Consider the following 24,204-nt stretch of genomic DNA (forward strand, 5'->3'; position numbering starts at 1 on the left):
CGCACATCAGCCGTCCTGTGCCTGGATCGCGGTAATGGCAACCGTATTGACGATATCGGCGACCAGCGCGCCACGGGACAAGTCGTTGACCGGCTTGCGCAGCCCCTGCAGCACCGGGCCGATCGCGATCGCACCGGCGCTGCGCTGCACCGCCTTGTAGGTGTTGTTACCGGTGTTGAGGTCGGGAAATACGAAGACCGTCGCGCGCCCGGCCACTTCGGAATCCGGCAGTTTGGTGTTGGCGACCGTGGGTTCGATCGCGGCGTCGTACTGGATCGGCCCCTCCACCAGCAGCTCCGGCGCACGCTCGCGGACCAGCTTGGTCGCGACCCGCACCTTGTCCACATCGACGCCGCTGCCGGATTCGCCGGTCGAGTAGGACAGCATCGCCACGCGCGGTTCGATGCCGAAGCGGGCCGCGGTGTGCGCGGACGAGAGCGCGATATCGGCCAGCTGCTGCGAGGTCGGATCGGGGACGACGGCGCAGTCGCCGTATGCGAGCACCCGATCGGCCAGACACATGAGGAACACACTGGAGACGGTGGCGACGCCGGGCACGGTCTTGATGATCTCGAAGGACGGCCGGATGGTGTGCGCGGTGGTGTGCGCGGCACCCGAAACCATGCCGTCGGCGATGCCCTGGTAGACCATCATGGTGCCGAAATACGAGATATCGGCCATGGTTTCGCGGGCGCGCTCGAGGGTCATGCCCTTGTGCTTGCGCATTTCGGTGTACGCCGCGGCGAACTCGTCCAGATAGCCCGAGGTACGCGGGTCGAGCACCCGCGCGGCCGAGATATCGACGCCGAGTTCCGCGGCACGGGCGCGCACCGACGTCTCGTCGCCGAGGATCACCAGGTCCGCGATCTTGCGCTGCAGCACCCGCCCGGCCGCGCGCAAGATGCGGTCGTCGTCGCCCTCGGGCAGCACGATGGTCTTGCGGTCGGCCCTGGCACGCTCGATCAGCTGGTATTCGAACATCTGCGGCGTCACCACCGAGGTATCCGGAATCTCGATGCGCCGCAACAACTCCGACGCGTCGACATGCTGTTCCATCAAGGCCAGTGCGGTGTCGACCTTGGCCGGGCTGCCCGCCGACATCCGGCCGCGGGTGCGGTAGGCGGCGCTCGCGGTGTCGTAGGTGCCCAGGTCGGTGGTCAGGATCGGCAGCTTCGGCTTGAGGCCGCTCATCAGCCGGGCGATCGCCGGATGCGGTTGCATGCCACCATTCATGATGATGCCCGACAGTGACGGAAAGCCTTCCGCCTCATGCGCGTTCACCACGCTGAGCAGCACATCGGAGCGATCGCCCGGCGCGATGACGACAACGCCGTCGACCAGCCGCTCCAGAATATGTTCGACGGTCATGCCGCCGACCATGATCTGCAGCGCCTCGCGCCGCAGCAATTCCACATCGCCGCTGTACATTTCGCCGCCGATCGCGGTGCACAACTCGGCCATGGTCGGCGAAATCAGCAGCCGCACTTCGGGAAGTGTCCAGGACGGCACATCGAAACCTTTGAGCGCCGAACGGACCTGCGCCAATTGCTCCGGATCGCAACGGTTGGCGATGATCGCCATCAGATGCGCGTGCTCCAGCGAGAGCTCGTGCGCGCACAGCTCCGCGAGATGCTCGACCTCCTCCGGCGTGCGGCCCGAACCGCGCACCACCAGCAGCACGGGCGCGCCGAGGTTCACCGCGATCCGGGCGTTGAAGCGCAACTCGCTCGGGCTGGCCACATCGGTGTAGTCGCTGCCGACGATCACCACCGCATCACACAACTTCGCGACCTCGTGAAAGCGCATGACGATCTCGCTGATCGCGGCGTCCGGATCCGCGTGCACCTGCTCATAGGTGACGCCGATGGCCTGGGCGTAGTCGATATCGGCGGTGCTGTGCTCGAGCAGCAGTTCCAGAATGTAGTCCGGCTCGGTGGTCGAACGGGTTATCGGCCGGAAAACGCCGACCCGCGCAGTGGTCGCGCACAACATCTGAAGCATCCCGAGCGCCACCGTCGATTTCCCGGTGTCACCCTCCGGAGATGCGATGTACACAGCGGATGGAGCGGAATCGGCCATATCCGAGAGCTTAGTGAACCGGCGGCTATCTCAACTGCTGGGCGAGACCGCGATCACGCACGATATTCGGCGGCCGCACCGGATCCGCCGAGGACCACCGCGAAGCCCCGACGAGGCCGGAATCGGCCGCTATAGTCCGGGCCATGTCTCAGCAGTTTCCGGAACGCCGGTGGGGTCCGCGTGACAGCCTACTGTCCCGCGCGGCAACCAAGTTCGCCTCGACCAAGCCCGGTTCCTGGTTCATCCGCAAGATCACTCCGCTGGATCGGGCCGTGATGGAACGGACCAACGCCAAGTACACCGTGATGGGCCCGATCGGCGCGCCGTGCATCCTGCTGACGACCATCGGCCGCAAGTCCGGCCAGCCACGCACCCAGCCGCTGCTCTATGTGCACGACGGCGACACGCTGTATGTGATCGGCAGCAATTTCGGCCAGGAGAAGCATCCGGCCTGGACCGACAATCTGCTGGCGAATCCCGAGGCCACCGTCGCCATCGCGGGCGAACGTATCCCGGTCCGAGCCACCCTCGTCGAAGCCGCCGACAAGGACGCACTCTTCCCCCGCTTCGTCGAGGTCACCAGCGCCTACCGCACCTACCGCACCCGCACGAGCCGCGACCTCCGCATCTTCGCCCTCACCCGCGCTTAACCGCGCGGATCACCCGAACAGCCGACGCTTGGCTCACGCCCAACGCAACAGCCTTATCGGGCTGCACGCCCCTTGTGGGGGTGCGGATCTCGATGCGTGTTCTCGGCGCGCCCGGTTTGGGCGCGCCGAGGCGACGGGTCAGCCCAGGGCCCGCAGGCGGGGAGCCAGGTCGCGCTGGAAGAGGTCGAGGAAGCGGGTCTGGTCGTGGCCGGGGGCGTGGAAGACCAGGTGGTTCAGGCCGGCGTCGAGGTAGGGCTTGATCTGGTCGACGGCCTGGTCGGGATCGCTGGCGACGATCCAGCGCTTGGCGATCTGGTCGATCGGGAGGGCGTCGGCGGCGGCCTCCATTTCGATCGGATCGGTGATGGAGTGCTTCTGCTCCGCGGTGAGCGAGAGCGGGGCCCAGAACCGGGTGTTCTCCAGTGCCAGTTCGGGATCGGTGTCATAGGAGATCTTGATCTCGATCATCCGGTCGATCTGCTCGACCGCGCGGCCGGCCTTCGCGGCGCCCTCGGCGACGGCGGGCATCAGCTTCTCGGTGTAGAGGTCCATACCCTTGCCGGAGGTGCAGATGAAGCCGTCACCGGCACGTCCGGCATAGCGTGCGACCAACGGTCCACCCGCGGCGATGTAGATCGGGATGCCGCCCTTGGGTACGTCGTAGATCGACGCGCCGACGGTCTTGTAGTACTGGCCCTGGAAATCGGTGCGCTCGCCGGTCCACAGGGCGCGCATCAGGTCGACCGATTCGCGCAATCGGGCGAAACGCTCCTTGAATTCGGGCCATTCGCCGGTGTAGCCGGTGGCGATCTCATTGAGCGCCTCACCGCTGCCGACACCGAGCATGATCCGATCCGGGTACAGACAACCCATGGTCGCGAAGGCCTGCGCGATCACCGCGGGGTTGTAGCGGAAGGTCGGGGTCAGCACCGAGGTGCCGAGCTGGATGCGCTTGGTGCGCTCGCCGACCGCGGCCATCCAGGCCAGCGAGAACGGCGCATGCCCGCCCTTGTGCCGCCACGGCTGGAAATGGTCGCTCACCGTCGCGCTGTCGAGGCCGTGTTCCTCGGCCGATACCGCGATTTCCACCAACTCACGTGGGCCGAACTGCTCTGCCGACGCCTTGTATCCGAGTTTGAGATCACCCATGTGCGCCACTCCTGTCACTTCGCTCAACGGTCCGTGCGGGAGGTTCCGCACACCGTCGGTCGCATGAGTTCCGCGACCGCATCTGCGTGCAACCGATAGCGCGGCACGAGAGTTCCCGAGCCCTGATCGACCACACGAGCGCTGCGCGATCGGTTCTCACACGGCCTCCCCCCGACCATAGTCAGCGCCAGATCACGATGTGTGGAGGGTCGCATCGACGCGGGTATCCACACCCGGAATGCGCGAATAGCGGACACTTGCCTCGTGACCGCCGATAACGAACCGATCCTGTCCTACCTCACCGATATGGATGGTGTGCTGGTGCACGAGGACCATCTGGTGCCCGGCGCCGACAAGTTCCTGGCGGAGCTGCGCATCAATGAGATCCCGTTCCTGGTACTCACCAACAATTCCATCCGCACGCCGCGCGATCTGCAGGCCCGCCTGCGCCACACCGGACTCGATATTCCGGAAGAGGCGATCTGGACCTCCGCGCTGGCCACCGCGACCTTCCTCAACGACCAGCGCCCCAACGGAACCGCCTACGTGGTCGGCGAATCCGGTCTCACTACCGCACTGCACGAAATCGGCTACGTGCTGACCGATAGCGATCCGGACTACTTGGTGCTCGGCGAGACCCGCACCTACTCCTTCGAGGCGATCACCACCGCGATCCGCCTGGTCGATCGCGGCGCCCGGTTCATCGCCACCAACCCGGACGCGACCGGCCCGTCCCGCGAGGGGCTGCTGCCCGCGACCGGCTCGGTCGCCGCCCTGATCACCCGCGCCACCGGCAAGGAGCCGTACTACGTCGGTAAGCCGAATCCGCTGATGATGCGCTCGGCCCTGCGCCGCATCGGCGCACATTCGCAATCGACCGTGATGATCGGCGACCGGATGGACACCGATATCGTCTCCGGCCTCGAGGCGGGCATGCGGACGATCCTGGTCACCACCGGCATCTCCACCCGCGACTCGGTGGAGCAATTCCCCTACCGCCCAACACTGGTGGTCGACTCGGTTGCCGACTTGGTCGGCCGAACCGACAAGCCTTTCGACTGACCAGACCGCGACAGTCACACTCTTTCGGGATCCGCACCCCGTGCGGGCGACCACCAGGCTGCGACTGTCGTGCGGGTTGCGGTTGTGCGCGATCGTGTTGGGCGGCGAGCGCGCCCAGTTGTCCGATCACGGACGCACTGACCACGGCGGGCTGACTGCGGCATGGAACCGCCACTGGAGATCAGGTTTCGTCGGTAATGGTGTCCAGGGCGTCGGAGAGTCGGACCATGACCTGGACGGTCAGGGCGAACTGCTCCGGCCCGAGTTCGTCGGCGAGACGTTTCGCGAGGACCGCATGCTGCGGGTTGATGCGTTTGATCGCCTCGCGCCCCGCATCGGTGACGGCGACCAGTTTCGCGCGTCGATGCGCTGGATTCGGCCGGTACTCGGCAAGTCCCTTGTCCACCAACAGGTCCGCGATGCGCTGCACGCTCTGGCGGGTGATGCCCATCGCGCGGGCGATCCCGGACACCGGCAGCGGCTCGCGCAACACCGCGCCGAGCACCTGCCACCATGCCGCGGTCACCCCCGCCGGAGCGGCCAATTCCTCCGCGATGGCCAGGAATTGACCGTTCAGCCGGAACGAGGTGATCGCCACCGCACTGAAGAGCTCCTGTTCGGGCGTATCGCTCATACCGCGGCCTCATATCGGGCCCGCCTGCGGGTCATGCCAGCTCCTCCGTGCCGATCGCGGCGACCCGGCCGCTCGACCGGATCGCCAGAGGATTTTCCTCTTACCGTACGGCGCCGGCCATCCGCGCCTCGTACTCGGCGAGCTTCGCGTAGCCCGTCGGATCGCTGTGCCCGTAGAGCCGGTACCAGGCCTCGAGGATGCGCGGCTCGTAGACGCCGAGCAGACCGAGCACCTCGCGCGCGAACTCGAAGGGCGCCATCGCGGCGGCGGTGATCACGTTGTCGCCGGTGACCGCTGGTGCGGCTACATAGTGAGCGGTACCCGAATATCCGCTGTACTGAAGAACTTCCGCGGCGTTGCTGGTGTGCGCCCGGTTGTCGAGCAGCCCCTCCTTCGCCAAACCCAAGGTGGCACCGCAGATCCCGGCGACCGGCACACCCGCGTCGACGAGCTCGCGCGCCTTGTGCGCGAACGGCACCAAATCGTCACCGCCCCACAGATCGGCCCCGGGCAGGATCAACATCGCGCTGTCGGCCGGGCCGAGATCCGCGAGCGCCACATCCGGCACGATGCGCACCCCCGCCATTGTGGTGATCGGATCCTTCGTCAGCCCGACAGTCCGCACCCGGAACGTCCCCGGTGCGACCTGCCAGCGCGGATTGTTGATGTGCGCGGTCGCGGCGCCGACCTCCCAGTCCGCGAGCGTGTCATAGACGGCCATGTGAACGATTTTCGTAGGCATGACAGTATGCTGTCACATTTGACAGCATACTGTCAATGCGTTGTCGCCAGCGCCCTTCCCCCACCTCGGGTCGACGCGGGGCAACTCGAGCCAGGAGCAAGTCGCCTGCTCCCCGCACGCCATGGATTGACGGTGCACACGTGCCAGAGCGGCTCCATGCCGATATGGGACATGACGGACTACGCCGCAGGAGTCGCCGGGGTCGTCGATCATCACTAGGACGCCGACGTGGGGCAGCGCAATCGGGGAACGCTCAGTGACCGCGCTCGATCTTCGCCAAGTGCGCGATATTGGCGTGATCCACCGGATCGTCGCTCGGCTCGCCGCCGAACCAGGCATCCAGGATTTCGGTCAGCTCCGCACGGGAGGTTGAACGCAGGCTCAGCGCAAGGACATTCGCGTCATTCCACTTGCGCGCACCGGCCGCGGTGACAGCATCACCACACAGCGCGGCCCTGATCCCCGCGACCTTGTTCGCCGCAATCGACGCCCCGGTCCCGGTCCAACAGCACACGACCGCCTGCTCGGCCCGCCCCTCGGCCACATCGCGCGCCGCCGCCGCACTGGCCCACGCCCAATCGTCGCGCTCGGTATCCGACAGCGCCCCGTGTACCACCGTCTCGAATCCCCGCCGCTCGAGCTCGACAACCAGCTCCTCGGCCACCCCCACCCGCTCATCCGCCGCCACCGCAATTCGCATACTCCAAGCGTAGTGAGGCAGTCGCCACGCAACGATGAAAATCACCGCACAAAGCAGCCGCCCGCAGACGGCCGATCAGGTTCGCCCTACGCGACAGCGAATCGGCGTCCATCGACGCGGGCTACCGCACAAGTACGTACGAACGGGACGCGGGCACTTAACGCTTCTCCCGCTTGAAGACGGGAGATTTCACGCTCGGACCGCAACCCCACCAGCCACCCGAGGGAGGTGATCGAATTGTCTGACGTCGTCAACACGTGTGTGGCCGCGCTCTGCCACAGCCAGAATCACCCTGGCGGCGTTCCGATCCTGACAGGCAGTAAACCCACATGCCCAGCAACGGAAGATTCGTTCGGCGAGTTCGAGTTGCTGCTTGGCTCTCGCGAAACACCTCGAACACGTCATCGTCGTATAAGCGGGCCGCACCAACACCACCCTCCGGCCAGCCCGCACGCCACGCTCGATCAACTCCCGCTTCGCCGCACCGATGGCTGCGTCGGCGGCCTTGCGGGCCATCGTGGATTTGGCAAGAAACTTCGGCGTAAAGTCCTCCACCGCAATCAAACCATGATGGTCGACAACGCTTTTCGCCCACACCCGCGAATCATGCTGGGTTTGGCGGGCGGCTTTCTTGTGCAGCTTGGTGGCCTCACACGCGGCCCGCTGATACCCCTTCGACTGCGGGCCGCGCTTGCCACGGCGACGTCGAGCCATCTTGCGTTGCGACCGCGCCAACTCGGCGGCACAACGGGCACGATGCCCGCGATAGGGCAAATCGAACGACGGATCAGTGGCCGTGGCCGTGACGCACACACCCCAGTCGATCCCGATGGCGCTCTCGGCCACGGGTGCGGGATCCACGGTGCGGCGCACGATGAACGAGGCATACCAGTGCCCGAGCGAATCCCGGAAAACACGCACACTGGTCGGTGCGGACGGCAACTCACGCGACCACACCACCGGAATGCTCACCCCTTTGGCCAGCACGAGGCGCCCATCGCGGAGGCTGAACCCACGCTGGGTGTACTCCAGCGACAGCTCGGTCGTCTTACGGGGCTTGAACACCGGCCGACCCCGCCCCTTGACGGTGAACGACTGAGCAAGCGCCTGCGCATACGTTCGCAGCGTCTGCTGCTGGGCGACCTGCGAACCCTCCCGCAACCACACGCTCCCCCCGCGGGCAGCGGTCAACAGCTTGCTCAATGCGCCGAACGTCGGCCTGCCGCCCGACTTCTGCTGGTGGACAGCCTCATTCCACAAAACCGGCAGCGATGCCACTCGGCCAGCAAAGCCGACTGCGCGGCCCGGCCCGGCCGCAGCCGATAGCTGTACCGCATCACCTCCTCCATGGCCGACAACCTATCCGACACCACCGACACATCACCCCGACCGACAACCTCGATTAGGAGGACGGCGCTTCCACACCCTCGCGAACGAGAGAGTCTCCGCGCCAAACATCTGATGACGCGGCCGCGTCCCGTTGGAACCCGCTAGCTCAGCGCGTTGTCGAGGTCGCCGAGGATGTCCTCGACATCTTCCAGGCCCACCGAGATACGGACGACACCGTCGGACAGGCCGATGGTGGCACGGCCCTCGGGACCCATGGCCCGGTGGGTGGTGGTAGCGGGGTGGGTGATGAGGGTTTTGGAATCACCGAGATTGTTGGAGATGTCGATGATGCGCAACCGGTTGAGCACCTCGAAGGCGCGCTTCTTCGCCTCGTGCGCGGGGGCGTTCAGCTCGAAGGTGACCACGGTGCCGCCGCCGCTCATCTGGCTGGTCGCCAGTTCGTGCTGCGGATGCGACCCCAGGTAGGGGTAGCGCACCCACGAGACGGACTTGTTGTCCTCCAGGAACTTCGCGATGCGCAGCGCGGATTCGGTCGAATGGCGCACGCGCAGCGGCATGGTCTCCAACCCCTTGAGCAGGGTCCACGCATTGAACGGGCTCAACGCCGGACCGGTATGGCGCATAAGGTTTTTCACCGGACCGTCGATGTAGTCGTGCGGTCCGAGAATCGCGCCGCCGAGCACTCGGCCCTGACCGTCGATGTGCTTGGTGCCGGAATACACGAGCACATCCGCGCCGAGTTCGAAACCACGCTGCAGCAGTGGAGTGGCAAAGACGTTGTCCAGCACCACCTTCGCGCCCGCGGCATGGGCGAGTTCGGTCACCCGGCGCACATCGACCAGCGTCTGCATGGGGTTCGCCGGCGTCTCGAAGAACACGGCCTGGGTGGGCACCGACAGCGCCTGCTCCCACTGGTCCAGGTCATCACCGTCGACGAAGACCGTCTCCACACCCCAGCGCGGCAGGATCTCGTTGCACACCACGAAGCAGGAACCGAAGAGGCTGCGCGCGGCCACCAGTCGATCGCCCGCGCCCAAAAGCGCACCGAGCGCGGTGAATACGGCCGCCATGCCGCTCGCGGTCGCGAAACATGCTTCGGCGCCGTCGATCAGGCGCAGCCGCTCCTCGAACATGGCCACCGTCGGGTTGCCGTAGCGGGAGTAGACGAAATGCTCGATATCACCGGTGAACGCGGCCTCGGCCGCCTCGGCGCTCTCGTAGACGAACCCGGAGGACAGGTACAACGCCTCCGCGGTCTCCTCGAATCCGGAGCGGCGCAGGCCACCTCGAACACCGAGCGTCGCGGGCCCGACACCTTCGGGCAGCGGCTTGTCGAACGCACCACCGGTGATCATGACCGGCTCCCGGGGGTGTTGTTTCGAGCGACCTGCAAGCAGTCGCTAGCGGTGTTGTTTCGAGCGACCTGCAAGCAGTCGCTAGCGGTGTTGTTTCGAGCGACCTGCAAGCAGTCGCTAGCGGCACAGCACACGCTCATGACTGCCGCCACGGCAATCCCAGCGCACGCCAGCCGGAGCCGCCGCGATGCCCGGACTCGTCGATCGGCCCCTCGAAGCCCTCCAGCACGTTGTACGACGGTGCGATCCCGGTATTGGTCGCCGCCACGGCGGCACCGATCGAGCGCTGCCCGGACCGACACAGGAAGACGACAGGCGCCTCCGGATTGCGCCCCTCGAGCGCACTGGTCAGCTGCTCGACGAACTCACCGTTGCGGGCGCCGCTGCTGTCGACCCATTCGATCAGCACCGTCGGCCGCTCGATCGAACTGGTGTCCGGGACGCCGACGAAGCGCCACTCGGCTTCGGTGCGCACATCGACCAACACGGCTTCGGGATTGTCCCGCAACAACTCCCACGCCTGCTGTGGGGTGATGTCACCGGCATAACTCATGCGATCCTCCTGTGAATCCACGCTTGCCGCACCTGGGTTTCGGTGCGCGGCCAGGTCGTCACCCGGAGCACCCCACCGCGGAGGAGGGTTGCCGACCAGCTAGCCGGGGCTTGACGCTGGTTCTCATGACCTGAGTCCGAGATTGCCTGGGCAGGTGCCACCATGTCAAACCCCAGTTCGCGCCGCGCCGGTAATCACTTGCAGACGATCCAGCGGTCGCCGGAGCGAACCAAATTCCACGTCGCCGGCGTCTCACGGCCCTCGACCGCGATGGTCACGTCCGCCTTCGCCCTATCACCATCGACCATGGCGTTCTCAATCTTGGTGACCTTGATCGACTTTCCGGCCGCCGCACCACCGAACTGGGCGGCCAGCGGCGATTTGCTCTCGTCGAATCCTTGACAGGCAACCGCGGGTGGCGGCGTGCTGTCGGTGGCGGCCCTGGCCTCCGCGTAGCGCTGCACCGCGGCCGTGATCTTGTCCGATTCTGTGACATTTTTCTCAGCGGGCGAGAGCACCGCACCGAGCACGATCGCGATGAGGACGACGGCCGCGAAGACTGCCGCCGCGACGAACGGCGCGACGGAGCGGCGATCGGTCTGGTCGACCTCGATTGCCGGTTCGTCGTCGATGCCCTGCTGCTCTGTCATGGGTCGATCATCCCTGGTGGACGGCGATATCCGACAGTCGCCCCCCGACCGTGCGCGACCGAACCCGGCATCGGCGGCGCGATGATCCGTTAGTCATCGGGCGAGCGGGTACTCCGGTAAGTGAGCCGGGGCGGCAACCATCCGGTTCACGCACCGCCCGCACGGCGCACCGCGCGCCACCGATAGAATCGCGGGACTGCGGCCTGCTGTCATAGCCGAATGACAGCTCACCGTCGTAGCGACTGTGTAGCCGCGAGCCGCCTGTCGCATCGTCAGGTGCAACCAAAGGGTGCGTCAAAGTTAGCCTAAGCTAAGACTGACGCCATTAATTGTTTCGACCATAAGGGTGCGCGTAAAGATGACCGAACAGAGTGCTGAGTCGATAAGCGGTATTCGCGGGCCCTCCGTGGTTACGCAGGCTGCCGCCTCCGGGCCTGAAGCGAACACCGCGGGGACTCGTCCGCTTCGCATCGCGATCGTAGGCGCGGGACCGGCCGGTATCTACGCCGCCGACGCGTTGATGAAGTCCGATGCCGAGGTGAGCATCGACCTGTACGAGCGCATGCCCGCGCCGTTCGGGCTCATCCGCTACGGCGTCGCGCCGGACCATCCGCGCATCAAGGGCATCATCACCGCCCTGCACAAGGTGCTCGACAAGCCGCAGGTGCGCCTGCTCGGCAATATCGACTACGGCACCGACATCACCCTCGACGACCTGCGCACCTTCTATGACGCGATCATCTTCTCCACCGGCGCCAACGCCGACCGCGCGCTGGAGATCCCTGGCATCGGCCTGGACGGCAGCTACGGCGCCGCCGACTTCGTGTCCTGGTACGACGGACACCCGGACGTGCCGCGCACCTGGCCGCTGGAGGCCGAGAAGGTCGCCGTCCTCGGTGTCGGCAACGTCGCACTCGACGTCGCGCGGGTACTCGCCAAGACCGGCGATGAACTGCTGCCGACCGAGATCCCGCCGAACGTCTACAACGGACTGAAGGCCAATAAGGCGCTCGAGGTGCACGTCTTCGGCCGTCGCGGCCCCGCGCAGGCCAAGTTCACCCCGCTCGAGCTACGCGAACTCGACCACTCCCCGACCATCGAGGTCATCGTCGATCCCGAAGATATCGACTACGACGAGGGCTCCGAGGCCGCCCGTCGGCACTCCAAGCAGGTCGACATGATCTCGAACACCCTGGAGCAGTGGGCCATCCGCGACGTCGGCAACCGCCCGCACAAGCTGTTCCTGCACTTCTTCGAATCCCCCGCCGAGATCCTGGGCGAGGACGGCAAGGTCGTCGGCCTGCGCACCGAGCGCACCCAGCTCGACGGCACCGGCAACGTCAAGGGCACCGGTGTCCTCAAGGACTGGGACGTCCAGGCCGTCTACCGCGCCGTCGGCTACCTGTCGCAGAACCTCACCCACCTGCCGTTCGACGATCAGGCGGGCGTCATCCCGAACGAGGCCGGACGCGTCATCGCCGACGAGGACGCCGACGGTTCGGACCGCTACCTGTCCGCCACTTATGTCACCGGCTGGATCAAGCGCGGACCGGTCGGCCTCATCGGCCACACCAAGGGCGACGCCAACGAGACCGTGGCCTGCCTGCTGGACGACAGTGTGAACTTCACTCCGGCCGAGCAGCCGGAGCTGGACGCGGTCACCGAGTTCCTGGAGAGCAAGGGCATCCCGTTCACCACCTGGCAGGGCTGGTACCGCCTCGACGCGCACGAGCGCGCTCTCGGCGAGCCGGAGGGCCGCGAGCGGGTCAAGGTCGTCGAGCGCGAAGATATGCTGCGCGCCAGTGAGCCGCACAAGGTCTAACGCGATCTCGACAGGGGTGGCTCACCCTTGTCGCAGTCGACGAACCGGTACCGCCGCGACAGCGGAAATTCTGTCGCGTCTGTGGCAGCGGAAAATCCTTTACTGAGGCATTCTGTACAAGTGTTCGATGCCCATCTCCACATCTTCGACCCGCGGTTCCCGCTGGCCGAGAACCAGGGCTACCTGCCCGACCCGTTCACCATCGCCGATTACCGAAAGCGTATGTCGCGCTTCGATGTCGGCGGCGGTGCCGTGGTCAGCGGTTCCTTCCAAGGCACCGATCAGACGTACCTGAAGGCGGCCCTCGCCGAGCTCGGCCCCGGCTGGGTCGGGGTGACCACGCTAGACCCCGACGCCACTGACGAAGAGATTATCGAACTCGACCGGATCGGCGTGCGGGCGCTGCGATTCAACCTCAAGCGCGCGGCCGCGGATATCACCACGATGACGCTGCAGGCGCTGCGCGCGCACGAGCTCGTCGGCTGGCATGTCGAGGTGTATATCGACGGGACGATGCTCAAATCGCTGCAGCCGGTGATCTCCAAGCTGCCGGTGATCTCCATCGACCATCTCGGCATGTCCGAGGAGGGCCTGCGCTATCTGCTGGATCTGGTGGATCGCGGGGCGCGGGTCAAGGCGACCGGATTCGGGCGGGTGCAGATGAACGTGGCCGATACGCTGCGCCGGATCCACGCGGTCAATCCCGAGGCGCTGATGTTCGGCACGGACCTGCCCGGCACCAGGGCGGGCCGGCCGTTCGAGGATGCCGATGTGGATCTGATCTGCGATGTCGTCGGCACCGATATGTTCGCGGTGCTCGAAGACAATGCGCGCGCCTTCTATCGGCTACCCGCACGCGTGCGCGAAGTCCCTACGGATCCGGCCCCGACGCTGCCTATCCACCGCACCGAACAGCCAACCCTGCCGCTGCACGCGGTTCCGAAACTCGAAGCGGCGGATACGATTCCGTTCCCCGCCATCGAGTAGAGCTAAGCCGCTATCGCGCCGATAACCCAAACACCGGTAGCCAGCAGCGCACCGAAAAGCTCGATGAGCATCGACAAGCCGACACCCTTGACAGCGTGCACCGTTGCCTGCCAAGCCGGTTGGTTCTCGCGAAGCCGCTGCAGCTCCGAAAGATACACGCCCAGAACGAATCCCACGATCAACCCGACCACCGGGATGATGAAGAAACCAACGATGCCCAGCACCGCGCCCACGAACAGCGCTCGGTTGGAAACCCCGGCGTCCTTCATCTTTCGCCCCGGCCAGGTGTACTTGACGATCCCCGACAGCACCAAGAACGCCGTACTGACACCGAACACCGTCCACGCAGTCGCACCCCCGGTCGCGAACGCCCAAACCGCAATGGCCCCGAAGATCAGAATGACCCCCGGCAGGATCGGAACGATGATCCCGACCAACCCAACCAGAATTACCAGGCCGACAAGTACTAAAAACCACCCCTGATGGGCGTACGTTTCCACTGGTGAAGCCTATAGTCGACGGCCGCCGTGCGCGAGATTGCCAGCTGCCCCAGCGGGCGACGCGTAGGCGAAAGATCTTGCCTGAACCGTGCGGTAGAGACATCTCGCCTGAACCGGGTTAGCCCGCCGATCCGTGCCGGGCACACCGCACCGGTTTCACGAGAATCGTTGAAGGCCGACCTCGCCAACGCTGCGCAGCGCATCGCCCGCCTGGCTGGACGCAACAGGCAACTCGAGCCGAAACTGTCCGAGCTGCTGGGCGAAAGCGCATGGCGCGATTCCGGACTCGGCGCACCTGGCAAGGCGACGCGAGAAGCGTGTCGCCTTGGCGCGTGAGGTCTACTTCGCAGCTTTGAGCTGCCAGCGCTGGTATGAGGCGCCGCGGGAGGCCATGGTCAGCTTTTCCCGGTCGGGAGCGTAGGTGAGCACAAACTCGGGTCGGCCCTGCTCGAAGAGGTAGCCATCCTCGGTCTGCCACCGCAGCCCGAGGGTCGACCCGGCACCGACAAGGAGTATTTCCATCGGTGGGTTAGATCCGGGAAGGGAGTCTCTAGGGGTACCCGGGCCGAGGGCGAAGCGCCCTTTGGTGCCTTCTTCGACCCTGTTGACCAGGTAATTACTCGCCCCGGCGCGGCTGTTTTCTCCGCTGGCGTCGAAGAACCACCACTGACGGTCCGAGCCGTCCGGGCGAAGCATGTGAACAGTGGGGTCGAAGACGTAGCCGGACTGACTGCCGCCCTGGCCGATCGCACCGGCCTTAGTGGTCAGAGCGAGTCCGGACTCCTCATTGACGATCAGGAAGTCACCTTCGGGAAACCCGTTGGCGACGAAGCTCAGCGGCCCTCGTTTCAGCGCTAGACCGTTACCGGTCAACTCGATATCCAGTGCGGGCACGGGGACAGCCGCTATGACTAGTCCGACGACGAAGGCGACAAGCGATGCACCACCAACCCTTAAACGTTTCATGCACAGAAGCTATCGCTCGCCGGTGCCCGCGAACCGACGCCGCGCTGAGTGGATGACAGGACCGCCTGTACTTCGCCACGGATTCGGCCGAAGACATCGAGCGCCGCGTCCGTGTGCGACGAAACAGAAAGGCGCTCATCGCGCGTGACCTCGCGCCGTTGACGGTCGATCTGGTGCTCGATGAGGCGGTGATGCGACGTGTGTGGGAAGCCTTCACCGCTGGCATGGTCGGTGGAGGGTTCGACCGCCGCTAGGCGCAAGCAGTAGAACAAGCCCCCAGCTCGAAGGCGAACGCTGGGGGCTGTTTTCGTATATCCGCGGCTCCGGGGGGCGGTAGAAACGAGCATGTGAAGCGCTCCGGAAGGCCCTGAAGGCCTACCCGAAATTCTTTCTCCGACTGGGCAATCGGGAACCCGCAACCGTGAACGCTCGATGATGGGAGCTGTGTGACGGGAGACTGTCACACACGGTGCACGCTGAGAGGGCCGGGAGGTGAAATCCCTCCCGGCCACTCGCAGAGCACCTTTCGCTCTCTACCGGTACACAATGCCGGAAACCGGTGAATTGCCCAGGCTAGGCAGTACCACCGCCACCCGTTTCCGGAGACCCTTCGGGAACGTCCCCGCCACCGCCGGGTCCTTGCTCGCCGGGTCCTTCCTCGCCGGGTCCCTGCTCGCCGGGTCCCTGCTCGCCCGGTCCACCCGGTCCACCCGGTCCACCCGGAATACCGCCACCGGGAATCGGAATGGGAATGGGGATGGGAATAGGGATGGGGACGGGAATAATTCCGACACCGCCACCGCCACCGGGGAGGCCGGGAATAATTCCGCCGCCGGGGAGGCCGGGAATAATTCCGCCGCCGGGGAGGCCGGGAATAATTCCGCCGCCGGGGGGGAAGGGGATGGTTGTCGCCGACGTTGTCGGCGGCCCTGTCGTCGTTGTCGGCGGCCCTGTCGTCGTTGTTGGCGGCGCTGTCGTCGTTGTCGTGGTCGGCGGCGCTGTCGTCGTGGACGTCGGTGGAATAACGCAGTTGGGTCGGGTGATCCTGTTGTTGTCCAGGGTGACCGAGCCGTTTCGTGCCAATAGCCGTCCCTCTACGATGGTTCCGGTCTGCGCCGAGATCGAGGTCAACGCCATGATGGTTCCGACGAAGGTGGTGTTGGTGCCCAGTGTCGCGGAGCTGCCTACCTGCCAGAAGACGTTGCACGGTGAGGCCCCGTTGATGAGGGCGACCGTGCTGTTCGATGCCGTGATCAACGTAGATCCCGCTTGGAAGATCCAGACCGAGTTGGGATCATTTTGCCCATCGAGGGTGACTGTCCCGGTTAGGCCCATGGGGCCCGCCGTGTTGTACACCCCCGCGACCAGTGTTTGGCCGCCGAGATCAGGGGGAGCGGCGGTGGCAGGACCGCGACCCGCAGCATCGTTATATGCCGTAGTCAGATCCGTTTGCGCTTGCAACGCCACCGCGTCGGCAGCGTGGAAGGTTCCCGTTCCGGGGGTAATAAGTCCCGGCGGAAACCCGGTAATCGCACTCCCCGGGCTGACCCCCACATCACCGGAGATGATCGTAGGCCCCGTGTTGGTGACCGTCTGGCCCGCCAATACCGCAAAGGACGCGGCTGTCCCCAACCCGACAGGGGGCTGGGCCGCTGACGCTACCCCATTGAAGATCAGCAAGACTGTGGCGGTCACAACCGTCACCGCAGCGATGATCAATCGTCCGACCGGACGCTTCCGGGGCGAGTTGGACGGCAATGTCACTGGTTTTCCTTCGCCGTTGATCGGCACACGTGTGAATGTCACTGCCTGTCTTCGATCCAGGTGGTAGGAGTGGATGGGTCGACGCAGTCGCGAATTACCGACGACCCTCGGCCGCATTCGAAACCGGCTCGAGCACACCAACAGTCCGAAGCCAGAAATTAACCCATCCGGGTTTGCGCGGCCTACGAAGTACCTTCCGATGCCGATCCAACGGGCGCGAGCTGCTCGCGCCAGTTGTTTGCCGCTGAAGCGGCGTGCGGTGTCACGGTCGAGTCTCGCCACGGAATTTTCAGCGGTTCGCAACAGCACGCGAGCCTTCCTCTGGCGGGCGACCAGGCAACACCCTCGAGGCCCGTTCTTGGGGGCACCATCCACCAAACAGGAAGAGGTTAAACAAACATGGGCGGTCTTCTCAGCGGTCTGCTGCCGATCGTGGGCAACCTTCTCACCGGTGTCGTCAGCGTTCTGGTCCACTCGCTGTTCTGACACGAATGCTTGGTTTGCGGCTCGACCCCCGACATCTCAAATCAGTCGGTCGGGGGTCGGGCCGCAAACAATTCACTACGCCGAACCGATACAAAGATGATCAACCGAGAGGCTGTTCGAATGATCCTCCAGCCCGTAATCAACCTCGTCACAGGACTTCTCGCCGTCGTGGGAGACACACTCCATTTTCTGACCGGCGGCCTGCTCTAAGGGGCTATGACGACCCCAGCGGGATGAACGTGCAGTGCGGCAAGTCCAAGTAGAGCTCGAGTCGGTGAGAGGTCGGATCGTTGTGTCGAGGAAGATAGCTCAAGCACTCGCCGTAACCGGCGTGTCTGCCGTCATCGCAGCGACCGGCGTCGTCGTCGCCCAACCCTGCGCCGCTGCGCCGGAATTCGATCCGACCGACTGCCCAGCCCTGTACACCCTCGGCGTTCAGGGCACAGGGCAGTCCTCTCTCAGCGCATCGCCCACCATCGACACCGGCATGCTGTCGGGCGTTTTCGCGCCATTGCTGGCCAGCATTTCGAAGCCCGGAGCGGTCGATCGCGCATACGTGCCCTATCCCGCGGCGTTCGGCGGGATCGTGCCCGGCGCTGCCTCGCCGCCGTACGCACAATCCGTCTCCGCCGGACTCGACGAACTGCGGAGCATGGCCCGCGCGATCAGCGATAAATGCGAGAACACCAGCCTGGCTTTGCTGGGGTATTCACAAGGGGCACACGTTGTTTCGTTGTTCCTGCGGGAAGTAGGGTTCGGATACGGTGTGGTGGCACCGGACAAGATAGCTGGCGCCGCACTCTTCGGCGACCCGACCCGTGACCCGGGGGCACCAGTGTTCCCCGGCGCGCCGGGACAGCGCACACCCGCCCCCGCACCCGGCACCGACCGAACGGCATTAGCGGGGCTGCCACCAGTTGCACAGTCGATGCCGGCGGGCGGTGGCATCGGACCGCAACAAGACATTGCCGCGGACTTCGGCGCGCTCACCGGACGCGTTGCCTCCGTATGCATTGCAGAAGACCTCGCCTGCGACGCACCCACCGGCGCACCGATACTGCATGCGTTGACGAATATCATCGGCCAGGTACTGCTATCCCCTCTCGACCCAATTACCGCACTGTCCTCTATCATTCAAGCCGTCGTCGCGACAACCGTGAAGACCGCCGCCGCCGTAGTAAGCAATGACTTGGTCGGCAACACGGTCGAAACACTGACGCTGACGTCTGAAAGGACGCTCAGTCAGCGCCTTGCGGAAGCCTCGGACCCGCGGGTGCCGGTTTATGGTCCCGACGCGCAGGCGGCGTTGCTCAAAGTGGCTACAGTCTCGCTCAATATTTTGCTCGCCGTAGTAGGCGTGACACTCGAACCGAGCGAAGTCGCCGAAATTCTCAGCGTCGGCGAGAATCAACCCTTGGACGGCATTGCCCTGCTTGCGGAAAAAATTACCGGCCCGCGATTCCCATCGGTGCCGATCGAACCCGCCGGGAACCTGGTGACACAAGCGTTCGACGCGGTCGCCTTTGCCGTCGCAGACAACGCCGCGCTCCTCGAACCCGCAACGTGGGCGAGGTATCAGGATGTTGTCGCACGCCATGGCGCCTATGCATCGGAATCCGTCACCGATACCGGCCAGACGTCTACCCAGTTCGTCGCGGGCTGGTTTGCCGCGCTGGCACGCAGTCTCGCCACCCGGACAGGCTCCGCCGCCAAGGCTACCGCTGCACCGAGTGCTCCTGGTCGGCCAATGGATCCACATCAGGTCGTAGCGCCAGGCGATGCATCGCCACTGGCGAGCCAGGCCGCCGAACCAGCTACGGCCAAATCCGCGCCCCTACATCGCGCACCGCGGAAAGACATGTCAGCATCCGTTACCGCTGACCAAGCCGACACTGCTACGTGGGATTGCCTGTGGCTGCTCCTGATGTTCCTGGTTTCGCGGCGACTGCTTCGACATCGGCTCACCGCTGGCGATCTCCGATCCAGCTTTCTTGCCGTGGCCACGAACTCAGCCTCGAACAGCGCTGGCTGGTATCGGAGCGCACCGCCGATAGCCGCAGCAGTCGGAGCCATGTCGGTTATCGCGGTGTCGGTGCGCGAGTTCCTGTAGGGGATACCGACAAATCGCCATTTTGTAGTGGCTGCGGGGTGGCCGTGACACAGAGCGGGCCCACCACGACAAGACCGTCTCCTGATCCCGCGACAACCTGGCGCGCATTATTCGCAGTCGAGCCGCCCTCATCGACCAAGGTTGATGCTGCGGGGCCGGGCTTCTTCAAGGCTAGCCAGCGGACGGCGGGGTGATGCCCACGAGCCCGGTGTAGGCCACCACGTTGGACTGATAACTTCTTATGGTGTAGTCGAATTCGCCGCCACACGTCACCAGTTGCAGCGCGCTGTATCCGCGTGAGTCGTAGACCTCATGGCTTGGGAACTCTGACTTCAGATAGGTGGCTACCGTCTGGACGAGGAAATGAGCAACCGATCGGTCCGCCCGTGTCACGTCGACCTGGTCCCCGGGGCGCAGTGACGATAGTCGGTAGAAGACCGCGGGTCCGGTGTAGGAGTCCACGTGTCCCAGGATGACCGCGGAGCCCATGTCTCCCGGTGGGGGGCCGTTTCGGTACCAGCCCGCTACCTGAAAGTCCGCCGGAAGTTCTACGGTGCGATCAGGATTGAGGCCGAGCTCGGAGAGTGGTCCATCCACGGCGATAGCTGGGATGTGTAGTTCCACAGGGAGCGATTCTGGGAGCGCGGCCGGCGCCACGTTTCCGAACGCGGTCACGGCGGCGTCGGTGGCCGGGACCAGGTTCCCACCTGGGCACAGTCGAGCGATCGGACTCGGTGCCGCAAGAAGTAGCAGAATGCTCGCCGCTATTCGCAGGCGCCTCGACGACACCGGTGAACTGCGTCCTGTAGCTCGCGCTTTGGTCATTCCGGTTCCGGCCGTGCGGCGGTGGGTCCCTTCACTACCGGGTCCACCTGGACCACCGGGTCCTTGCGGTGGTAGTTCCGGAATCGGTGGGCCGGGACCGCCGGGCAACCCTGGAATGACCGGTACAGCACAAACCGACGACCTCATAGGAACTCCTCGACAGATAGAATTCATCCACAAGCCGCACATGCAATTGTGAATGCAGCGGATCGGTTCTATTGCCTCGGCAACCAGCGAAGTGCTTATGGCACTCGACACGTGTTACTGCGATAATACTCTTCAAGACTATGGCGCCTAATTAAACTTTGAGTTTGGGTGGTTGTACCGAAACTAAATGTGATTCATCTATTAGGCTGCCGTAGCAGCCATGGGCGGGAGATCGGGCGAAAGTGGTGCGGCCCCTCTCCCGTCGGACTCGTATTAGACCGGGCGACCGGTCGGTTTAGAGGGGTCGAGTAGGGGCGAGATCAGGGATTTCTGGTGGTGACGTTGAGTGTGGCTGATCCGCCCGCCGAGGGTGTGGTGGCAGCGAGGAACAAGGGGCGCCCGGCCGAGCAAGGCCGACTATCGGGCATTGGGGTCGCGCATGTCGGCCGGGGAGCCGAGCGCGGACGGGAGTGCGAACACAACCATCGGGCGATACGAATTGTGGCGGCCCCGGCGCGGTACAGCGCTTCTATTGTCTCCGAATCCTTTTCGCGCGTGTAGCGCCTGTGGCGTCGACCCGGCGGCGTCACAGTCCACTAAATCCTTGTTCCGGTAGTCGATCTTCGGTCGATGCGGACGGCTGGGTGGCTGCGTGTGTGATGCGCGCGCCGGGTCGGATCGTTTGAATAGTTAGCTACCTTTTGGGGCGTCGATCTTCAGTAGGCCGCGGCTCGCTGCCCTGGGCTGCCAGGCCCGGCCCCTGGTGATGAGATGGTCGCCAGCGTGCAAGACGCTGGCGGACCATCCATCGGCATTGCATCGGGCCCGCGAAACACCCTGTAGCGCCTGTTGTCAGGTGGTCAGGATGGATGCCGCCGCGGTTCCGGGCGCACCGTAGACCTGGGCGTAGCCGACCTTGGGATTCCCTGGTACCTGCCGATCGCCCGCCCGGCCACGCAATTGCTGGACGATCTCGAATACTTGCCGGATGCCGGAGGCACCGATGGGCTCGCCGTTCGCGATGAGACCGCCGTCGGTATTGACAGGGAGCCGACCGCCGATTTCGGTCGCGCCTTCCGCGATGAGCTTCTCCTGCTCACCGTCTTTGCAGAAACCGTTCTCGGCCATATGAATCACCTCCGAGCCCGCATCGGTGTCCTGGAGTTGGATCACATCGACATCCGCGGGCTCGATTCCGGCCGTCTCGAAGGCAGCGCGGGAGGCGTACACCGTGGGAGATACGTCCTCGTCCACGGCGGCCCACGTGCTGTGGACCTCGTAGGCGCCGTAGCGGCGCGTCCGGATTGCGCTCGACCGCAAATAGATCGGCTGGGAAGGGTAACGGGCCGCAATATCTCCCCGGCACATCACCACGGCCGCGGCGCCTTCGTCAGGAGAGCAGAACATGTACTGCGTCAGCGGATAGTTCAACACCGCCGAATTGAGGATGTCGTCTTCCGAAATCGGCTTGCGGCGGAAGGCATTCGGATTGAGTGCTCCGTTGCGGAAGTTCTTGGCGGCGACCTTGGCGAGCGTGCGTTGGGAGATTCCGTGCTCATGAATGTAGCGGTTGGTCTTGATCCCGAAGAACTTCGTGGTCACGAACTGCCCGTTCTCCGCGTACCAGGCCGGCAGGCCGAGCTTGGCCGGGTCGTCGGTGAACGCACCGCGGGGGTGTTTGTCCATACCGACAGCTATGCCGATGTCGTATCGGCCCGACCGGATCGCCTCCGCGGTCTGTTCGATCGAGCTGGCCGCGGTCGCACAGGCGTTGAACACGTTGGTAAACGGGATACCGGTCAGTCCCACCAGCCGGGTCACCGCGTCGGGGTTGCTCACCTCGTAGCTGCCGCCGAACCCGAACTGGATATCTTTCCACTCGACTCCCGCGTCGGCCAGCGCGAGCTGGATCGCTTCAGCGCCCATCTCCATAGCCGTCTTGGCGAAGCGGCCGAACGGATGTAGACCCACGCCGATAATGGCAACGTCGTTCATGTGAAGCTCCTTAGTTCTTCGGTATCCCCGGCGTCACACCGGCTTGAAAGCGCATGTCATGACCTCACTCCCGGAGTCGTCGACATAGAGCGGGACAAAAGTCAGCTCGACATCCATGCCGGAACGCAGTACAGCCGGATCACATTCGGTCAAACGGGTCTCGACCCGCACCTCGTCGCCGAGCTGAACGAGACCGATGCCGAATGGCTCGAAGTTCTCAGCGGTTTCCTTGCCGGCATAAGGCAGTTTGGGAACGAATCCCTGAGTCGTCCAAGCCACGAGCGTTCCGGTCCGCGGTAGCAGTAACTCGGACATGTCAGCACCACTGCACCGCGGGCATCGTGGCTGGCGCGGCCAGGTGGTGGCGCCGCACCCGTTGCAACGGCTGCCGATCAGCTGCGGGTTGTCCTCGGGCCACGTGGACATGTCCGGCGCGAGCGCTTTCGCCATCTGTCGTCCTCCTCTGTCGGTTTGTCTTTCGAATTGGGTGCTGTCAGGAGATACGCTGCGGCGCAACCATTTTCGTCTCCCGCCGCCCCTCGATCGCCGTGGACCGGGCAGCCAGGGGATGTTCCGGGCTCAGCAGCCCGATCCGGGCACCGCCCGTGCAGTCACGAGCGAGACGCATATACGCTATCCTCCAAAGAGAATCATATTCTCATTTACGAACGATAGATTTCCATGTTTGAACGGCGGAGTCAACCTAGAAGTGGGTCCGCGGACGTCGTCGGATCGCATCTGGACTCACCGGAGAACGCACTGGTCGGCACGTCGTCCGCCACAGCACCACGAACCAGTTCGCCGCTCCGGGGCCCGGCCGGCGGTTCGGTCGTCGCCGAACACCGTGCGCGTCCCAAACCCTTCGTCTGGACCAAGATCGCCGTCGAGATCCTCGCGGGTCATCGCAGATGAATGCGCCCCGAGCAATTCCAACCGCGTGGATGATGCCGCCGGATCTCCGATGCCATGATCGGATTCGCAATCGGGCCAGTAGGCCGCTCAGGACCCACAGGTATTCGTCGCGTCCGAGATCGGCCGAGATGGATTCGGCCGCTAGCGCTGTCGCGCGGGTCCTACGCCGCCGAGGAGAGTGCCGATTACTCGGCCCGCGAGGGCGTCGGGGTCAGCGGTGCCGTCCAGATCGGTATTGCCGTGCACGGTTTCGGTGATCAGGGCGATGTAGACCCGACGGACCCAGACCAGGTCGGCGTCCGCGGCGATGATGCCGTCGGCCTGTGCGTGCGCAAGGGCCGCATCGCATTTCGCGAAGACGGCCTCCTGTAGCGCGGCAACCTCGGGGTCGGTTTCGTCGACCCGGTCGAGTGCGTATGCGACGCCATATTTGATCTCGATGACATTCGCGGTGGCCTGATGCAGAGCGACCATCGGCGGTGCGGTCTGCGGTCTGGCCGCGTCGATGGCCGCGTCGATCCGTCGCCACGCATTGACCGCCATGGTGCGCAACAGATCCTCACGGCTGGCGAAGCGCCGATGCACGGTGGTTCGGGCGACTCCCGCGGCTTCGGCGATCTGCTCCAGCGTCGCGTTGGGATTTTCGCTGAGCACCCGCTCCGCGGCATCGAGGATGGCGCGCACGGTGCGTTCGGCGTCGGCACGTAGGGGGCGCGCGGCTGTGGGCGACATGGGCTCCTCTTCGCTGATCTCCTGGACATAGTAC

At 64.9% G+C, this 24,204-nt stretch carries 23 protein-coding genes and 1 riboswitch; of the genes, 7 read left to right on the top strand and 16 right to left on the bottom strand.

Annotated elements, in window-relative coordinates; translation table 11 throughout:
* Positions 1-6: 6 nt before the first annotated feature.
* On the bottom strand, positions 7-2,079 hold the full coding sequence (gene pta, locus OG874_RS32395) for a phosphate acetyltransferase (RefSeq protein WP_330250877.1): 2,073 nt from the start codon (positions 2,077-2,079) through the stop codon (positions 7-9).
* Positions 2,080-2,222: 143 nt separating this feature from the next.
* Here pta and OG874_RS32400 point away from each other — a divergent pair, with 143 nt between their 5' ends.
* Positions 2,223-2,729 (top strand): nitroreductase family deazaflavin-dependent oxidoreductase, encoded by a 507-nt coding sequence (locus tag OG874_RS32400; protein ID WP_330250878.1) that lies wholly within the window; start codon positions 2,223-2,225, stop codon positions 2,727-2,729.
* A gap of 138 nt (positions 2,730-2,867) precedes the next feature.
* Here the strand turns inward: OG874_RS32400 and fgd are convergent, their stop codons facing one another.
* The gene (gene fgd, locus OG874_RS32405; RefSeq protein WP_330250879.1) at positions 2,868-3,878 is read right to left on the bottom strand and encodes a glucose-6-phosphate dehydrogenase (coenzyme-F420); all 1,011 of its coding nucleotides are present in this window, start codon (positions 3,876-3,878) and stop codon (positions 2,868-2,870) included.
* Between the two features lie 306 nt (positions 3,879-4,184).
* Here fgd and OG874_RS32410 point away from each other — a divergent pair, with 306 nt between their 5' ends.
* Positions 4,185-4,940 carry an HAD-IIA family hydrolase gene (locus OG874_RS32410; RefSeq protein ID WP_442943448.1) on the top strand — a complete coding sequence of 252 codons (756 nt, stop codon included), beginning with the start codon at positions 4,185-4,187 and terminating at the stop codon, positions 4,938-4,940.
* 181 nt (positions 4,941-5,121) lie between these two features.
* Here OG874_RS32410 and OG874_RS32415 read toward each other — a convergent pair whose 3' ends face one another.
* From OG874_RS32415 to OG874_RS32445, 7 genes are all read right to left on the bottom strand, one after another.
* Positions 5,122-5,574, bottom strand: coding sequence for a MarR family winged helix-turn-helix transcriptional regulator (locus OG874_RS32415; RefSeq protein ID WP_330250881.1), 453 nt, complete (start codon positions 5,572-5,574; stop codon positions 5,122-5,124).
* 100 nt (positions 5,575-5,674) lie between these two features.
* Positions 5,675-6,316: a DJ-1/PfpI family protein gene (locus OG874_RS32420; protein WP_330250882.1), complete on the bottom strand. Its 642-nt coding sequence runs from the start codon at positions 6,314-6,316 to the stop codon at positions 5,675-5,677.
* A gap of 253 nt (positions 6,317-6,569) precedes the next feature.
* On the bottom strand, positions 6,570-7,016 hold the full coding sequence (locus OG874_RS32425) for an RpiB/LacA/LacB family sugar-phosphate isomerase (RefSeq protein WP_330250883.1): 447 nt from the start codon (positions 7,014-7,016) through the stop codon (positions 6,570-6,572).
* A gap of 189 nt (positions 7,017-7,205) precedes the next feature.
* Complete coding sequence (locus tag OG874_RS32430; protein WP_330250884.1) at positions 7,206-8,294, bottom strand: RNA-guided endonuclease InsQ/TnpB family protein; 1,089 nt, start codon at positions 8,292-8,294, stop codon at positions 7,206-7,208.
* Between the two features lie 212 nt (positions 8,295-8,506).
* Positions 8,507-9,721, bottom strand: a complete 1,215-nt coding sequence (locus tag OG874_RS32435) for an O-succinylhomoserine sulfhydrylase (RefSeq protein WP_330250885.1) — start codon at positions 9,719-9,721, stop codon at positions 8,507-8,509.
* Positions 9,722-9,857: 136 nt separating this feature from the next.
* Positions 9,858-10,274 carry a rhodanese-like domain-containing protein gene (locus OG874_RS32440; protein ID WP_330250886.1) on the bottom strand — a complete coding sequence of 139 codons (417 nt, stop codon included), beginning with the start codon at positions 10,272-10,274 and terminating at the stop codon, positions 9,858-9,860.
* Positions 10,275-10,288: 14 nt separating this feature from the next.
* A riboswitch (SAM riboswitch) is annotated at positions 10,289-10,405 on the bottom strand.
* A gap of 63 nt (positions 10,406-10,468) precedes the next feature.
* A complete protein-coding gene (locus tag OG874_RS32445; protein WP_330250887.1) occupies positions 10,469-10,924 on the bottom strand; it encodes an Rv0361 family membrane protein in 456 nt (151 codons plus the stop codon).
* Positions 10,925-11,282: 358 nt separating this feature from the next.
* Between OG874_RS32445 and OG874_RS32450 the strand changes: the two genes are divergently transcribed.
* Together OG874_RS32450 and OG874_RS32455 are read left to right on the top strand one after the other, a co-directional pair.
* Complete coding sequence (locus tag OG874_RS32450; protein ID WP_330250888.1) at positions 11,283-12,746, top strand: FAD-dependent oxidoreductase; 1,464 nt, start codon at positions 11,283-11,285, stop codon at positions 12,744-12,746.
* 120 nt (positions 12,747-12,866) lie between these two features.
* Positions 12,867-13,733, top strand: coding sequence for an amidohydrolase family protein (locus tag OG874_RS32455; protein ID WP_330250889.1), 867 nt, complete (start codon positions 12,867-12,869; stop codon positions 13,731-13,733).
* Positions 13,734-13,735: 2 nt separating this feature from the next.
* Here the strand turns inward: OG874_RS32455 and OG874_RS32460 are convergent, their stop codons facing one another.
* Complete coding sequence (locus OG874_RS32460; protein ID WP_330250890.1) at positions 13,736-14,233, bottom strand: DUF456 domain-containing protein; 498 nt, start codon at positions 14,231-14,233, stop codon at positions 13,736-13,738.
* Between the two features lie 168 nt (positions 14,234-14,401).
* Between OG874_RS32460 and OG874_RS32465 the strand changes: the two genes are divergently transcribed.
* Positions 14,402-14,569, top strand: a complete 168-nt coding sequence (locus OG874_RS32465) for a hypothetical protein (RefSeq protein WP_330250891.1) — start codon at positions 14,402-14,404, stop codon at positions 14,567-14,569.
* 3 nt (positions 14,570-14,572) lie between these two features.
* Here OG874_RS32465 and OG874_RS32470 read toward each other — a convergent pair whose 3' ends face one another.
* The gene (locus tag OG874_RS32470; RefSeq protein WP_330250892.1) at positions 14,573-15,127 is read right to left on the bottom strand and encodes a hypothetical protein; all 555 of its coding nucleotides are present in this window, start codon (positions 15,125-15,127) and stop codon (positions 14,573-14,575) included.
* Positions 15,128-15,294: 167 nt separating this feature from the next.
* On the opposite strand from OG874_RS32470, the gene OG874_RS32475 reads away from it, so the two are divergent.
* Positions 15,295-15,453 carry a hypothetical protein gene (locus OG874_RS32475; protein WP_330257514.1) on the top strand — a complete coding sequence of 53 codons (159 nt, stop codon included), beginning with the start codon at positions 15,295-15,297 and terminating at the stop codon, positions 15,451-15,453.
* Positions 15,454-15,772: 319 nt separating this feature from the next.
* Here the strand turns inward: OG874_RS32475 and OG874_RS32480 are convergent, their stop codons facing one another.
* Positions 15,773-16,903 carry an ice-binding family protein gene (locus OG874_RS32480; protein WP_330250893.1) on the bottom strand — a complete coding sequence of 377 codons (1,131 nt, stop codon included), beginning with the start codon at positions 16,901-16,903 and terminating at the stop codon, positions 15,773-15,775.
* An 877-nt stretch (positions 16,904-17,780) separates the two neighbouring features.
* On the opposite strand from OG874_RS32480, the gene OG874_RS32485 reads away from it, so the two are divergent.
* Positions 17,781-19,559, top strand: a complete 1,779-nt coding sequence (locus tag OG874_RS32485) for a cutinase family protein (RefSeq protein WP_330250894.1) — start codon at positions 17,781-17,783, stop codon at positions 19,557-19,559.
* Between the two features lie 171 nt (positions 19,560-19,730).
* Here the strand turns inward: OG874_RS32485 and OG874_RS32490 are convergent, their stop codons facing one another.
* From OG874_RS32490 to OG874_RS32505, 4 genes are all read right to left on the bottom strand, one after another.
* Complete coding sequence (locus OG874_RS32490) at positions 19,731-20,573, bottom strand: class F sortase (protein ID WP_330250895.1); 843 nt, start codon at positions 20,571-20,573, stop codon at positions 19,731-19,733.
* Positions 20,574-21,383: 810 nt separating this feature from the next.
* Positions 21,384-22,526, bottom strand: a complete 1,143-nt coding sequence (locus OG874_RS32495; protein WP_330250896.1) for a thiolase family protein — start codon at positions 22,524-22,526, stop codon at positions 21,384-21,386.
* 33 nt (positions 22,527-22,559) lie between these two features.
* Positions 22,560-22,976, bottom strand: coding sequence for a Zn-ribbon domain-containing OB-fold protein (locus OG874_RS32500; protein WP_330250897.1), 417 nt, complete (start codon positions 22,974-22,976; stop codon positions 22,560-22,562).
* A gap of 603 nt (positions 22,977-23,579) precedes the next feature.
* Positions 23,580-24,170: a TetR/AcrR family transcriptional regulator gene (locus OG874_RS32505; protein WP_330250898.1), complete on the bottom strand. Its 591-nt coding sequence runs from the start codon at positions 24,168-24,170 to the stop codon at positions 23,580-23,582.
* Between the last annotated feature and the right edge of the window lie 34 nt (positions 24,171-24,204).

Source organism: Nocardia sp. NBC_00565, from assembly GCF_036345915.1.
GTDB lineage: Bacteria > Actinomycetota > Actinomycetes > Mycobacteriales > Mycobacteriaceae > Nocardia.

Excerpts from the sequence above, each read along its gene's own strand:
- OG874_RS32490 (WP_330250895.1), bottom strand. The coding sequence starts at position 20,573 with ATGTGCGGCTTGTGGATGAATTCTATCTGTCGAGGAGTTCCTATGAGG.
- OG874_RS32415 (WP_330250881.1), bottom strand. The coding sequence starts at position 5,574 with ATGAGCGATACGCCCGAACAGGAGCTCTTCAGTGCGGTGGCGATCACC.
- OG874_RS32440 (WP_330250886.1), bottom strand. The coding sequence starts at position 10,274 with ATGAGTTATGCCGGTGACATCACCCCACAGCAGGCGTGGGAGTTGTTG.
- OG874_RS32400 (WP_330250878.1), top strand. The coding sequence starts at position 2,223 with ATGTCTCAGCAGTTTCCGGAACGCCGGTGGGGTCCGCGTGACAGCCTA.
- OG874_RS32420 (WP_330250882.1), bottom strand. The coding sequence starts at position 6,316 with ATGCCTACGAAAATCGTTCACATGGCCGTCTATGACACGCTCGCGGAC.
- OG874_RS32505 (WP_330250898.1), bottom strand. The coding sequence starts at position 24,170 with ATGTCGCCCACAGCCGCGCGCCCCCTACGTGCCGACGCCGAACGCACC.
- OG874_RS32425 (WP_330250883.1), bottom strand. The coding sequence starts at position 7,016 with ATGCGAATTGCGGTGGCGGCGGATGAGCGGGTGGGGGTGGCCGAGGAG.
- OG874_RS32500 (WP_330250897.1), bottom strand. The coding sequence starts at position 22,976 with ATGGCGAAAGCGCTCGCGCCGGACATGTCCACGTGGCCCGAGGACAAC.
- OG874_RS32435 (WP_330250885.1), bottom strand. The coding sequence starts at position 9,721 with ATGATCACCGGTGGTGCGTTCGACAAGCCGCTGCCCGAAGGTGTCGGG.
- pta (WP_330250877.1), bottom strand. The coding sequence starts at position 2,079 with ATGGCCGATTCCGCTCCATCCGCTGTGTACATCGCATCTCCGGAGGGT.
- OG874_RS32495 (WP_330250896.1), bottom strand. The coding sequence starts at position 22,526 with ATGAACGACGTTGCCATTATCGGCGTGGGTCTACATCCGTTCGGCCGC.
- OG874_RS32445 (WP_330250887.1), bottom strand. The coding sequence starts at position 10,924 with ATGACAGAGCAGCAGGGCATCGACGACGAACCGGCAATCGAGGTCGAC.
- OG874_RS32450 (WP_330250888.1), top strand. The coding sequence starts at position 11,283 with ATGACCGAACAGAGTGCTGAGTCGATAAGCGGTATTCGCGGGCCCTCC.
- OG874_RS32410 (WP_442943448.1), top strand. The coding sequence starts at position 4,185 with ATGGATGGTGTGCTGGTGCACGAGGACCATCTGGTGCCCGGCGCCGAC.
- fgd (WP_330250879.1), bottom strand. The coding sequence starts at position 3,878 with ATGGGTGATCTCAAACTCGGATACAAGGCGTCGGCAGAGCAGTTCGGC.